Source organism: Pseudomonas sp. GW456-E7 (assembly GCF_059424105.1).
Map to the genome: position 1 here is coordinate 1 of NZ_JBWKZB010000085.1, position 11,409 is coordinate 11,409.

Annotated in this window: 11 protein-coding genes, 1 tRNA gene and 1 pseudogene; 7 read left to right on the plus strand and 6 right to left on the minus strand. The window is 61.6% G+C overall.

The genetic code is table 11. The features are described 5' to 3' along the window. Positions 1-160 precede the first annotated feature (160 nt). Complete coding sequence (locus AC07YV_RS28985; protein ID WP_102702701.1) at positions 161-667, plus strand: HvfX family Cu-binding RiPP maturation protein; 507 nt, start codon at positions 161-163, stop codon at positions 665-667. Between the two features lie 159 nt (positions 668-826). Here AC07YV_RS28985 and AC07YV_RS28990 read toward each other — a convergent pair whose 3' ends face one another. Together AC07YV_RS28990 and AC07YV_RS28995 are read right to left on the minus strand one after the other, a co-directional pair. Next, complete coding sequence (locus tag AC07YV_RS28990; RefSeq protein ID WP_102702702.1) at positions 827-1,801, minus strand: nitrilase-related carbon-nitrogen hydrolase; 975 nt, start codon at positions 1,799-1,801, stop codon at positions 827-829. Positions 1,802-1,903: 102 nt separating this feature from the next. Further along, the gene (locus tag AC07YV_RS28995) at positions 1,904-2,836 is read right to left on the minus strand and encodes a GlxA family transcriptional regulator (protein ID WP_102702703.1); all 933 of its coding nucleotides are present in this window, start codon (positions 2,834-2,836) and stop codon (positions 1,904-1,906) included. Positions 2,837-2,992: 156 nt separating this feature from the next. Here AC07YV_RS28995 and AC07YV_RS29000 point away from each other — a divergent pair, with 156 nt between their 5' ends. After that, entirely contained in the window at positions 2,993-3,655 is a 663-nt protein-coding gene (locus AC07YV_RS29000; RefSeq protein WP_102702704.1) for a glutathione S-transferase family protein, read from the plus strand. A gap of 150 nt (positions 3,656-3,805) precedes the next feature. Here the strand turns inward: AC07YV_RS29000 and AC07YV_RS29005 are convergent. Further along, positions 3,806-3,880, minus strand: a tRNA-Gln gene (locus AC07YV_RS29005). Positions 3,881-4,203: 323 nt separating this feature from the next. On the opposite strand from AC07YV_RS29005, the gene AC07YV_RS29010 reads away from it, so the two are divergent. Continuing rightward, positions 4,204-4,632, plus strand: a complete 429-nt coding sequence (locus AC07YV_RS29010; protein ID WP_102702705.1) for a hypothetical protein — start codon at positions 4,204-4,206, stop codon at positions 4,630-4,632. A 111-nt stretch (positions 4,633-4,743) separates the two neighbouring features. Then, positions 4,744-5,325, plus strand: coding sequence for a hypothetical protein (locus AC07YV_RS29015; RefSeq protein ID WP_494990391.1), 582 nt, complete (start codon positions 4,744-4,746; stop codon positions 5,323-5,325). Between the two features lie 41 nt (positions 5,326-5,366). On the opposite strand, the gene AC07YV_RS29020 is transcribed toward AC07YV_RS29015, so the two are convergent. From AC07YV_RS29020 to AC07YV_RS29030, 3 genes are all read right to left on the minus strand, one after another. After that, the gene (locus AC07YV_RS29020) at positions 5,367-7,355 is read right to left on the minus strand and encodes a peptidase U32 family protein (protein WP_102702707.1); all 1,989 of its coding nucleotides are present in this window, start codon (positions 7,353-7,355) and stop codon (positions 5,367-5,369) included. Between the two features lie 450 nt (positions 7,356-7,805). Continuing rightward, positions 7,806-8,186, minus strand: coding sequence for a RidA family protein (locus AC07YV_RS29025; protein WP_007980523.1), 381 nt, complete (start codon positions 8,184-8,186; stop codon positions 7,806-7,808). 117 nt (positions 8,187-8,303) lie between these two features. Beyond that, entirely contained in the window at positions 8,304-8,927 is a 624-nt protein-coding gene (locus tag AC07YV_RS29030) for an NIPSNAP family protein (protein WP_102702708.1), read from the minus strand. A 250-nt stretch (positions 8,928-9,177) separates the two neighbouring features. Between AC07YV_RS29030 and leuC the strand changes: the two genes are divergently transcribed. From leuC to AC07YV_RS29045, 3 genes and pseudogenes are all read left to right on the plus strand, one after another. Then, positions 9,178-10,599, plus strand: coding sequence for a 3-isopropylmalate dehydratase large subunit (leuC, locus tag AC07YV_RS29035; RefSeq protein WP_102702709.1), 1,422 nt, complete (start codon positions 9,178-9,180; stop codon positions 10,597-10,599). Between the two features lie 3 nt (positions 10,600-10,602). After that, a complete protein-coding gene (leuD, locus tag AC07YV_RS29040) occupies positions 10,603-11,211 on the plus strand; it encodes a 3-isopropylmalate dehydratase small subunit (RefSeq protein ID WP_102702710.1) in 609 nt (202 codons plus the stop codon). A 119-nt stretch (positions 11,212-11,330) separates the two neighbouring features. Next, positions 11,331-11,409 (plus strand): annotated as a pseudogene (locus AC07YV_RS29045) (3-isopropylmalate dehydratase small subunit); the annotation flags it as partial.

Sequence of the window (11,409 nt, forward strand, 5' to 3'; positions counted from 1 at the left end):
GCCCCAGACACACCCCGCACGCAAAACCCCACCCCAACGACACACCGCAGACACACCCCGTTGATGAAATACGCCGGTCGATTGGCCTGGCCGATCAAAGCGCTCAACTCACGGGGCATGCCCTTGCCGCGTCTCCCCGACCTGAAGGAGATCATCGTCCATGAACACCTCCATTTCCTCGGCCGTCAAAGGCCTGAACCTGAACCTCGACCGCGCCGGCAACTGGGTTGCGCCCCTGGCGCTGCGAGTGTTCCTTGCCTGGGAATTCCTCGAGTCGGGCCTGGAAAAATTCCACGGCCAGAACTGGTTCGCCGATATCCAGGAGCGCTTCCCGTTTCCGTTCGACCACCTTCCGGCGACGCTGAACTGGGAACTGTCGATGTGGGCCGAACTGATCTTCGCCATGACCTTGCTGGTGGGCCTTGGCACACGCTTCTCGGCGTTGAGCCTGATGGTGGTGACCCTCGTCGCCACCGCCGCCGTGCATTGGCCCGCCGACTGGCACACCCTGAGTGAACTTGCCCAGGGTTACGCCATCAGCAACAAGGGTTACGGCAACTTCAAGCTGCCCTTGATCTACCTGGTGGCCCTCACTCCGCTGCTGCTGTCCGGTGCCGGCAAGCTCAGCCTCGATGCCCTGCTGGCGCGTTACTTCTGGCGTCGCTGACAGATCACGAAATATCTGTAGGAGCTGCCGAAGGCTCGGGCCGCGTTCGGACGATCTTTTGATCTTTCTTTTGCGATCTGGAGATTGCTGAAGATCAAAAGATCGCAGCCTTCGGCAGCTCCTACAGGCATCGGTGTTCCCCGCAATTGCGTGTACAACCTATCCCATCACTTCTTCCATCCCGGTCTGTTCGGCCAGCTTCGGATGCGCACTGCGTTCATGCACATGGGCGTGCGGTGTACGGTCAATCAGCAGGCTCAGCAGTTCCGGGCGACTGTAGTGGCCGCGGGAATCCATCATGCGTTTGCGCTTGTCGATCAGGCCCATGTCAAGGTCGGCGATCACCTCGCCTTCACCTTCCTGCAACGAGCCCAGCACCGTGCCATCCGGGCTGATGATCGCCGTATAGCAGCCGCCGGAGATCGGGCCGATGGCGCAGCCGGTATCCGCCATGATCTGCGCCTGTTGCTCGGGGTACAGCCATGCCGTGGAGTTGACCACAAAGCACGCGGCCTCCAGGGCATGCTGGCGAATGCTGACTTCCATTTGCGAGGCGAACAGGGGACCGGCAAACGACCCCGGGTACATCGCTGCATGGATCTGTTCGCCATCGGCCATCAAGGCATAACGGGCCAGTGGGTTGAAATGCTCCCAGCAGGCCAATTGCCCGATGCGCCCTGCCGCGCTGTCGACGGCCCGCAGGCCGGAGCCGTCGCCCATGCCCCAGATCATGCGTTCATGGTAGGTCGGGGAGATCTTGCGGCGGCGCTGGATCAGCGAGCCGTCGGCATCGAACAGCAACTGCGTGTTGTACAGCGTGCCGCCATCACGCTCGTTGACGCCGATGGACACGACCATGCCGACCTGCCTGGCCGCAGCGCCGATGGCATCGGTGGCGGGCGAAGGCACGGTGACAGCCTGGTCCAGCAGCTTGAGGTGTTCGGCGGCCATTTCGAACGGCGATTGCACGAAGGAAAAGTACGGGTAGTACGGAACGACGGTTTCCGGGAACACGGCGAATTGCACGCCCTGTTCGCCGAGTTCGAGAATCTTCTGTACCACTTTGTCGACGGTGCCTTCACGGCTGTAAAGAACGGGACTGATTTGTACGGCGGCGGCTTTGACGAAGGGCATGGCGGTGATCTCACTGAAGGAAAAGTTTCAACGAGATCCAGATTACACCCATCATAAAAAGGCTTGAATGTCGTATATACCACCTTTCAGGACATCAACAAATCAACCCCGACTGGCCCGCTGAATCACCTGCGGCGGCTGCCCGAACGCACGAATAAAAGCACGACGCATCCGCTCCCGGTCACCAAACCCCGTGTCCGTCGCCACCACATCGATGGAGTGCCGCCCGGTCTCCATCATCAACCGGGCCGACTCGACCCGCAGGCGTTCGATGGCCTTGGCCGGGGACTGGCCGGTTTCGGCATGAAACACCCGGCTGAATTGCCGGGGGCTGAGATTGGCCGCGCTGGCCAGCTCCTCGACCGACAGCGCGGACTTGAGATTCTGCCTGGCGTAGTTCAGCGCGGCCTGAATCCGATCGGTCTTGGGGGCCAGTTCCAGCATCACTGAAAACTGCGACTGCCCGCCGGAACGCCGGTGGTACACCACCAATTGCCGCGCCACCTTGCGTGCAAGGTCGGCGCCCAGGTCCTGCTCCACCAGCGCCAACGCCAGGTCCACGCACGCGCTCATGCCCGCCGCCGTCCACAGATGACCATCATTGACGAAGATCCGGTCTTGCTCGACCTTCACGTTCGGGTACGCCTTGCGAAAGGCCGGCACATGCGCCCAGTGGGTGGTCGCCCGCCGACCATCAAGCAAACCGGCCTCCGCCAAGGCAATCGCCCCCGTGCAAATCGAGCCCAGGCGTCGGGTGCCGTGACTGGCGCGGCGCAAGAACGCCAGCATGCCCGCTGTGGTCGGGCGGATCAGGTTGTCGCCCAGGACCAGCAGGGTATCGAACGCGCGCTGGTCGAAGGCTTCGGTCTGCACGGCAAAACCGGCGGAGGTTTGCACCAGGCCACCCGGCTCGGACAACAAGGCAATGCAGTACAACGGCTCGTCACCGGCACTGTTGGCCAATTCGAAGGCGGCACACATGGCCAGGCCCAGAACCTGAAAACCGGGATAAACAATGAGTCCGATCTGGTGCATGGCGGTATGACCCTGAACGTGGCATGCCTGATATTCAGGCCAGGATCTACACTCTAACCCGAACAGCCCGCACCGGACATCAAGATGGAGCGCCTCGCGCATTGGCCGATGGCGACGGATAATGAAGCGGTTTGCATCTCACCGAGGAATGGAAGGATGTCACTGACTCTTTATTTCCACCCGCTCTCGTCGTTCTGCCACAAAGCGCTGATCGCCCTCTATGAACTGGACATCGAGTTTGAGAAAAGGATTATCGATCTGGGCAACGACGCCGATCGGGCCGAACTTCAAGCGCTGTGGCCGATCGGCAAGTTCCCGGTGCTTCGCGATCACACCCGGCAAAAGAATGTGCCGGAGTCGAGTGTGATCATTGAATATCTGGACCGGCTGCATGCCGGCCAGGCACACCTGATTCCCCACGACTGGGAAGCCGCCCTGGAAGTGCGGCTGTGGGATCGCTTTTTCGACCTCCACGTCCAGGTGCCCATGCAGAAGATCGTCGCAGACCGCCTGAACGCCGCCAACGGCGACCTGACCCGCGAGCGCGCCGCGCTGACAACGGCGTACGGCCTGCTTGAACGGCAACTGGCGGCAAGCACCTGGGTGGCAAGTCCCGCTTTCAGCATGGCCGATTGCGCCGCCGCCCCATCGCTGTTCTACGCCAGCACCCTCGTCCCCTTTGCCGCCGATCATCGCCACTTGCGCGCTTATTTCGACAGGTTGACCGAAAGGCCCTCGGTCAAGCGGGTGATCGACGAGGCACGGCCCTGGTTTGCCTGGTATCCCTTTGCCGAGGCCATCCCGGAGCGCTTTCGCTAGAGGCACGCGCACAAAGACCTTGCGCGAGCCTTGGCTGCACGCGGGTTTGCAAGGGAACATCCGGGACATGAACAACGAACGCAAAAAACCGGCGAATCGACGAATAACAACCGTCGGCCGAGTGTTTTCTGATTGAGCAGGAAGAAAAAATGGCAGGGGCGGCTGGATTCGAACCAACGCATGGCAGGATCAAAACCTGCTGCCTTACCGCTTGGCGACGCCCCTGTATCTGTTGCGATGAGTGCCAGGCACTCGCTTTCTTGAGTGGCAACAAGCGCTGTTGCCTGCTTGCGTGACAAGCTCCCTGAGGACCTGTGCAAGAGTGGGCGGCAATTTACCAAGTTTTACCTCGTATGGGAAGCCCCAATAAAACAATTTGTTTTTTTAAAACAGACGCTTAGTGTTCAGCCGAGCCCCGGGGAAGTGGTCGGCGCACATTCGGCCCGATCACGTCTGCTACGCTTTTCCTTTAGGGGATGGAATCGGGAATCGTTTGCTCAACACCCCTCCTTTGTCATTTGAGGGCGCAAAATGTGAAAGGCAAATTGATGGGCACCTTTGCAACCATCCTGGTGGTCGGGGCCGCGATTTATGGACTGAACACCTGGGAACACATCGAGAGCCAGCGACAGGACGCGGTCTGCAGGGCCGCCCGGGAGCACCTCAATGGCCTGGAAACCCAGGCGCGGGCCCTGGCCTCCGGGTTGACGGTCGAAGCCTATGCCGAAGCCGAAAAAGCCGAGGCCGGCCAGCTGGTCCTGGCACTTGATACGGCCAGGAACGAAGCCGAGGTCAATGCCGTCATCGACAAGCACGCCGCCGCCATCGAAGCACAGATAACGGCCGAAGACGCAGAGGTCCACTCCCGCAGCGATCAACCCTTCCTCGGCCAGGAACTCAAGAAGCAACGCATCCCCACCGACATCAAACAGGAATTCAAACGAGCTGAAAAAGCCGTCCTCGAGACCTGTGGATAGCGTCGACTGCAACTCCGGCTTTGTCGCCAGCGTCTAGACTCCAGCAAGAGCAGGCTGCAACCAGACTCCGCGTTTAAAACAAAAAAAACTACAAACGAGGACGCCCAAACCTTGAAAATATCAACCCTGTGCGCCATGGCGGGCCTGCTGGTGTCGGTCACGGTGTCTGCCAACGGCGTCATTCCTGTCCTCGAACTGGACTTCACCCGGTCTGCGACGCAAACCCTGGAAAAAATCGGCATCAATGACGCGTGCATCATCGGCGCCTCGAGCCCCGTTGCGTTCACTTACTGCCGGGAAGGATCGTCGACACTCTGGAAGTATCAGGCACTGGATCTGGAACAGATGGCGGCGCTGCACAATGATGCAAAGCAGTCCGCGGCGGTCTACCAACCGATTTCCGTGGTGGAGTTCGGGAGTCCGGCCTGTGAACACGAGGGCAGCCTGGCCGCCACCGAAAAACGGGCAACGATACGCCGGCTGATCCTCGGCCTGATCGCCATGTCCCTGCTGATCGGCTTGCGCTACAGCTATCGGGCCATGCGGCACCGCCGCCAGGACCCCACCGCCTACTCGCACCCCCTTGAGCAGGTGTCGAGTGAATTTCAGGCAAGCGCACAGACAAAAGCCCTGGCAGCCTTTGGCCTCGCTGTTGCCGTGGCAGTCGTCTACTTCAATTACACGGGGTATTGAACAACAGGCGAGCGCGCCGTTGCGGCGCGCTCGCCGGTCACTCAGTGCGGTGCGCGCGGGATGGTCTTGAGCAGGTCTTCGGGGCTGATGTGACCGACCACGCTGCCCGGTTGCGGCAGGTTGAGGATGTGGCCCTTCATCTTGCCGATGATGTGCATTTCGCATGGCTTGCAATCGAACTTCAGCGTCAGCACTTCATCGCCGTGAATCAGTTGCATCGGCGCGACCTTGGTGCGCACGCCGGTCACGCCCTTGGCCTGTTTCGGACACAGGTTGAAGGAGAAACGCAGGCAGTGCTTGGTGATCATCACCGGCACTTCGCCGGCTTCCTCGTGAGCCTCGTAGGCCGCATCGATCAGCTTGACCCCATGGCGGTGATAGAAGTCGCGGGCCTTCTGGTTGTAGACGTTGGCCAGGAACGTCAGGTGCGACTCCGGGTACACCGGCGGCGGAGTGGTTTCGGCTTTACGGCTGCCGCGCGGGTGGGCGGCGACCCGCGCCTGGGTCAAGGCCTCGATCACCTCGCGGCGCAAGGCCTTGAGCTGCGAGTTCGGGATGAAGAACGCCTGCGGCGCATCCAGCTTGATGTCGATCGCGTGGTACTGGGTGGTTCCCAGCTGGCCGAGCAGATCCTGCAACTGCTCCAGCGCCTGCTCCGGCTTGTTGGCCGCGCCGAACGGGCCGGCCAGGGTAACGCTGGCGCTGATGCCCTCCTCGCTGGTCGCTGTCAGTTCCAGCTGTTCTTCACGCAGGCGAGCGACCCAGCTCAGGGCGATGCGACGCTCGGCAGAGGTCCGTTGCAGCGCCTGTTGCCAGTTATGATCGAGATTGCGATTCAGCGGATGGTTGGGGCGCAGCTTGTACATCCCCTCCGGCATCTCGTTGGGCTCGACGCGATAGCGATAACGCTTCTCGCCGTCTTCCTCGAATTCGCCCTTGGGTTCGGCGATGTTGGCGCGGAAACCCACCACTTCACGCTTGACCAGCACGTTGAGGCCGTCACCGTTGGACAGCGGCTCGTGCGTCACGACCTGCATGTCACGCTTGGCGACCTTCTCGACCACACCCACCGGCAGACCGGTGAAGGTTGGCGAGTCAAAGGCGCCGATATCGATCTTGCGGTCAGTGACGAAGTAATCGGTGCTGCCACGGTGGAAGGTCTTTTCCGGGTCGGGCAGGAAGAAGTGCGCGGTGCGGCCGCTGGAAGCCCGGGCCAGGTCCGGGCGGTCTTCGAGGACGTCGTCGAGACGCTGGCGATAGTAGGCGGTGATGTTCTTCACATAGCCCATGTCCTTGTAGCGGCCTTCGATCTTGAACGAGCGCACGCCCGCCTCGACCAGGGCGCGGATGTTGGCGCTCTGGTTGTTGTCCTTCATCGACAGCAGGTGCTTTTCGTAAGCGATCACGCCACCTTTTTCGTCCTTGAGGGTGTACGGCAGGCGGCAAGCCTGGGAGCAGTCGCCGCGGTTGGCACTGCGCCCGGTCTGCGCGTGGGAAATGTTGCACTGGCCGGAAAACGCCACGCACAACGCGCCATGGATAAAGAACTCGATGGCCGCGTCGGTTTCGTCGGCGATGGCGCGGATTTCCTTGAGGTTCAGCTCGCGGGCCAGCACCAGTTGCGAGAAACCGGCCTGATCGAGGAACTTCGCCCGCTCCAGGGTGCGGATGTCCGTCTGGGTACTGGCGTGCAGTTCGATCGGCGGGATGTCCAGCTCCATCACACCCAGGTCCTGGACGATCAGCGCATCGACGCCGGCGTCGTACAACTGGTGGATCAGCTGGCGGGCCGGCTCCAGTTCGTTGTCGTGCAGGATCGTGTTGATGGTAGTGAAGATCCGCGCGTGATAACGACGGGCGAACTCCACCAGTTCGGCAATCTCGCTCACCTCGTTGCAGGCGTTGTGGCGGGCGCCGAAGCTCGGGCCGCCGATGTACACGGCATCGGCACCATGCAGGATAGCCTCGCGGGCGATGGCGACATCGCGGGCAGGGCTGAGCAATTCCAGGTGATGTTTGGGCAAAGACATAGTTTTTTTAGTCAGGCTTGTCACGGTCGAGGCGTGCATTGTAGCGGCGAAACGCCTGACCGGCACCCGTATGCTGCCGGGTGGCGTTTCGGGCAGGCCTGGCCCGCCTCAATCCTGTATTTGATCGGCGTTGAGCAAAATTTAGCCCACGTCCAACATCCCCTGTGGGAGCGAGCCTGCTCGCGAAAGCGGTGTGACAGCCAAAATTGATGTCGACTGACACGCCGCCATCGCGAGCAAGCCCGCTCCCACAAAAGGTTTTATGTCGTACCCAGAATTTGTGCACAACAACATTCAACTGTGGGAGCGGGCTTGCCCGCGAAAGCGCTGGGTCAGTCAACACCTGTGCAAGCTGACACGCCGCCTTCGCGGGCAAGCCCGCTCCCACAGTTGATCGGCGTTGACCACAAATCCAGCCCATGTCCCACAGGTTTTTGTGTGTTGCCGAGATCAGGCCTTGGCCGCCATCGCGGTCACTTCCACGCGCATGCCTTCAACCGCCAGCGAGGCAACCCCGACAGCTGCGCGCACTGGCCACGGCTTGGCGAAGTAGCGTTTGTAGACCTCGTTGAACGCGGCGCGGTCGGCCATGTCGGTGAGGTAGATGGTCAGGTGCATCACGCGGTCCATGGAGCTGCCGGCACGTTCCAGTGCAACCTTCAGCGCTTGCAGGGTGCATTCGCTTTGCAGGGTGATGTCGCCCAGCTCCAGACTGCCGTCGGCACGGGTCGGGATCTGGGTGGAGACCAGCACACCGCCGAAGCCGACGACGTCGGAGGAAATCGAGTCGGCATCGAGGTCAGGCGTGAAGGTCAGGTCGTGGTTTGCCATTGGAAGTTCTCTTGCTTGAATGGGTAAGGCGAGCGCCTTTTGCGCCGCCAGTTTACAGGGCCATTCCCGGCACGTCGCTAATCCGCAGCGTTCGACTGCGCATGAGCCGAGCCGTCGTCATTGCAAGGGCGAAAACTTCGCCGGCAGGTAGATCGTCGAGCACATGTCACGCAGTTGCGGGCCGGAGTTTTCCGGCGGCCAGACGCCGTCGGCGACCGCCTGGGTGCGCACCTGCAAGCGCTGCTCAAGGCTGGGCCACGGCCAGATGTGCAGGTAACGCGGCAGCGCGCCGTCGGTGGCATAAAACGCCGCGTACACCGGCGAATACTGTTCGCTGGTCCGTGCTTCAATGGCGTTTCTCCAGCCGTCGAGTGTCGGCTGCAAGCCGCTGCTGACCAGGTCGTAAACGCGCAACTCATAGAACGGACCGTGCTGGCCGGCGCTCAAGGGTTCGAGGAAGGGAAACAGCGTGTAGTTTTCGATGCGCAGGTCGGTGATGAACTCGTTGACGCCAAACGCCCCGCCCCCCAGCAGGAAACGCTCGCGCTCTGCCTGCCTTGAGTGCTCGTCGGCATAGCCACGCAGCACGGCGATCTGGTTCAACGGGCCGATCTCCGAAGCCCAGCAACCCATCAACACCCCGCCGACTTCCGGCTTCGCCAACTCATTCTCGATACGTGCCAGTGCATCGGCCACCGTGCGCACCCGCACGGTAAAAGTGATCAGTTCAAATAAACGCATAACGACTCCGCCGACTTGATTGCCAAATGCCCACAGCCTAAGGCAGCCCCCGCCGTCGGGATATTGAGAAGAACCCCATCGATTGCGGCATTTCCCCCAGTGTTCCAGGTGATTTCTTTACCCCGGGCAGCCATCGATAATTCACACAACGTGTTCAATGCCTTCACTCAATGGCGCTTGATGCAGGAATGGCGACGAATATGCTGTGGGTACGTTTCCGTGATCTCGCATGACAACAAGAGCCCACACCATGCACAGCCCCAGAACGCTCTACCAGAAACATATCGACAGTCACACCGTCTGCGCCCTCGACGATCAGGGCCACGTGCTGCTGTACATCGACCGCCAGGTCGCCAACGAATACACCAGCCCGCAAGCCTTCAGCGGCATGCGCGACGCAGGTCGCAAAGCCTGGCGCCCGAGCGCGACGCTGGCGGTGGTCGACCACGTCAACCCCACGGCGCCGACACGTATTGCCGCCATGCCGGACGCCGGCGGCGCCCGTCAGGTGTCCTACTTCGAAGAAAACTGCCGCGACTTCGGCATCGAACTGTTCGATGTGCTGGACAAACGCCAGGGCATCGAGCACGTCGTGGCCCCCGAACAAGGCTTTATCCTGCCCGGCATGGTCGTTGCCGCCGGCGACAGCCACACCACCACCTACGGCGCCCTGGGTGCCTTCGGCTTCGGCATCGGCACCTCGGAAATCGAACACCTGCTGGCTTCGCAGACCCTGGTCTACAAGTGCCTGAAGACGATGCGGGTGACGGTCAATGGCCTGCTCGGGCCTGGCGTGACGTCCAAGGACATCATCATGGCCCTGATCGAGAAAATCGGCGCTTCGGGCGCCACCGGTTACGCCATCGAGTTCGCCGGCCCGGCGATCAGCGACCTCAGCGTCGAAGCGCGCATGACCATCTGCAACATGGCCGTCGAGGCTGGCGCCCGAGGCGCATTCATGGCCCCGGATGACAAGGTATTCGCCTACCTGCAACACAAGCCCCGCGCACCCCGGGGCCAGCTGTGGGAACAGGCCGTCGCAACATGGCGCGGCCTGCACAGCGACGAAGGTGCGGTGTTCGATCGCGAAGTCACTCTGGATGTCGCGACACTCGAACCCATGGTCACCTGGGGCACCAGCCCCGATCAGGCCGCACCAGTGGGCGGGCATGTGCCGGACCCGGCCGCGCAGCCGGACCTGATCCTGCGCCAGGGCATGCAACGCGCCTTGAACTACATGGGCCTGGAGCCGGGCATGCCGCTCAGCGACGTGGTGATCAGCCACGCTTTCATCGGCTCGTGCACCAATGCGCGCATCGAGGACCTGCGCGATGTCGCCCGCGTGGTGCGCGGCAAACGGGTGGCAGCCCACGTGCGGGCCATGATTGTTCCCGGTTCGACGATGGTGCGTGACCAGGCCGAAGACGAAGGGCTGGCGCAGATCTTCCTCGACGCCGGTTTTGAATGGCGCCAGTCGGGTTGCTCGATGTGCCTGGCCATGAATGACGATGTGCTCGCCCCCGGTGATCGCTGCGCCTCGAGCACCAACCGCAACTTCGAAGGCCGGCAAGGCGCCGGTGCGCGCACCCATTTGATGAGCCCGGCCATGGTCGCCGCCGCAGCGATTACCGGGCACTTGACCGACGTGCGCACCTTCGCGCTGGAGGCTTGAACCATGCAACCTTTCGCTATCGTCAGCGGCAGCGCCGCCCCGCTCCTGGCCGCCAACATCGACACCGACGTGATCATGCCCAAGCAGTTCCTCAAAGGGATTGATCGCAAGGGCCTGGACAAGGGCCTGTTCTTTGACTTGAGATTCCTTGAGTCCGGCGCACCCGATCCGCGGTTCATCCTCAACCAACCGGCCTGGAGCGAGGCTGCGTTTCTGGTGGTGGGTGCCAACTTCGGCTGTGGTTCGAGTCGCGAACATGCGGTCTGGGGCCTGAAACAGGTCGGCATCCGCGCACTGATCGGCACCAGTTTCGCCGGCATTTTCTACGACAATTGCCAGCGCAATGGGGTGTTGGCGATTCAACTGACCGAGGAACAACTCAAGCAGATTGCCGCGTTGACCAGCAACCCGGCAACGGCTCGAATCAGCGTCAACCTGCCGGAGCAAACCATCGAACTGGCGGACGGCAACCTGATCCCGTTCGAGATCGATGAACTGCGCAAGCAATCGTTGCTGCTGGGGCTGGATGCCATTGGCACCACGTTGCAACGGGCCGAACAGATTCGCCAGTTCGAAACCCGGCACCTGGCGGAAAATCCCTGGCTGGTCTGATAAGGATCCTGTAGGAGCGAGCCTGCTCGCGATGGTCGTTAACGATAACGCGTGCTTACCGGCTAAACGCGGCGCTCTTGAATCCATCGCGAGCAAGCTCGCTCCTACAGAGGAAAATGACGCTGCTGGGGCTGGATGCCATTGGCACCACGTTGCAACGGGCCGAACAGATTCGCCAGTTCGAAACCCGGCACCTGG

What these genes read in the sequence shown, in the direction of transcription:
- AC07YV_RS29020 (WP_102702707.1), bottom strand. Translation starts at nt 7,355, where the DNA reads ATGTCTTTGCCCAAACATCACCTGGAATTGCTCAGCCCTGCCCGCGAT.
- AC07YV_RS29025 (WP_007980523.1), bottom strand. Translation starts at nt 8,186, where the DNA reads ATGGCAAACCACGACCTGACCTTCACGCCTGACCTCGATGCCGACTCG.
- leuD (WP_102702710.1), top strand. Translation starts at nt 10,603, where the DNA reads ATGCAACCTTTCGCTATCGTCAGCGGCAGCGCCGCCCCGCTCCTGGCC.
- AC07YV_RS28985 (WP_102702701.1), top strand. Translation starts at nt 161, where the DNA reads ATGAACACCTCCATTTCCTCGGCCGTCAAAGGCCTGAACCTGAACCTC.
- leuC (WP_102702709.1), top strand. Translation starts at nt 9,178, where the DNA reads ATGCACAGCCCCAGAACGCTCTACCAGAAACATATCGACAGTCACACC.
- AC07YV_RS29000 (WP_102702704.1), top strand. Translation starts at nt 2,993, where the DNA reads ATGTCACTGACTCTTTATTTCCACCCGCTCTCGTCGTTCTGCCACAAA.
- AC07YV_RS29010 (WP_102702705.1), top strand. Translation starts at nt 4,204, where the DNA reads ATGGGCACCTTTGCAACCATCCTGGTGGTCGGGGCCGCGATTTATGGA.
- AC07YV_RS29030 (WP_102702708.1), bottom strand. Translation starts at nt 8,927, where the DNA reads ATGCGTTTATTTGAACTGATCACTTTTACCGTGCGGGTGCGCACGGTG.
- AC07YV_RS28990 (WP_102702702.1), bottom strand. Translation starts at nt 1,801, where the DNA reads ATGCCCTTCGTCAAAGCCGCCGCCGTACAAATCAGTCCCGTTCTTTAC.
- AC07YV_RS28995 (WP_102702703.1), bottom strand. Translation starts at nt 2,836, where the DNA reads ATGCACCAGATCGGACTCATTGTTTATCCCGGTTTTCAGGTTCTGGGC.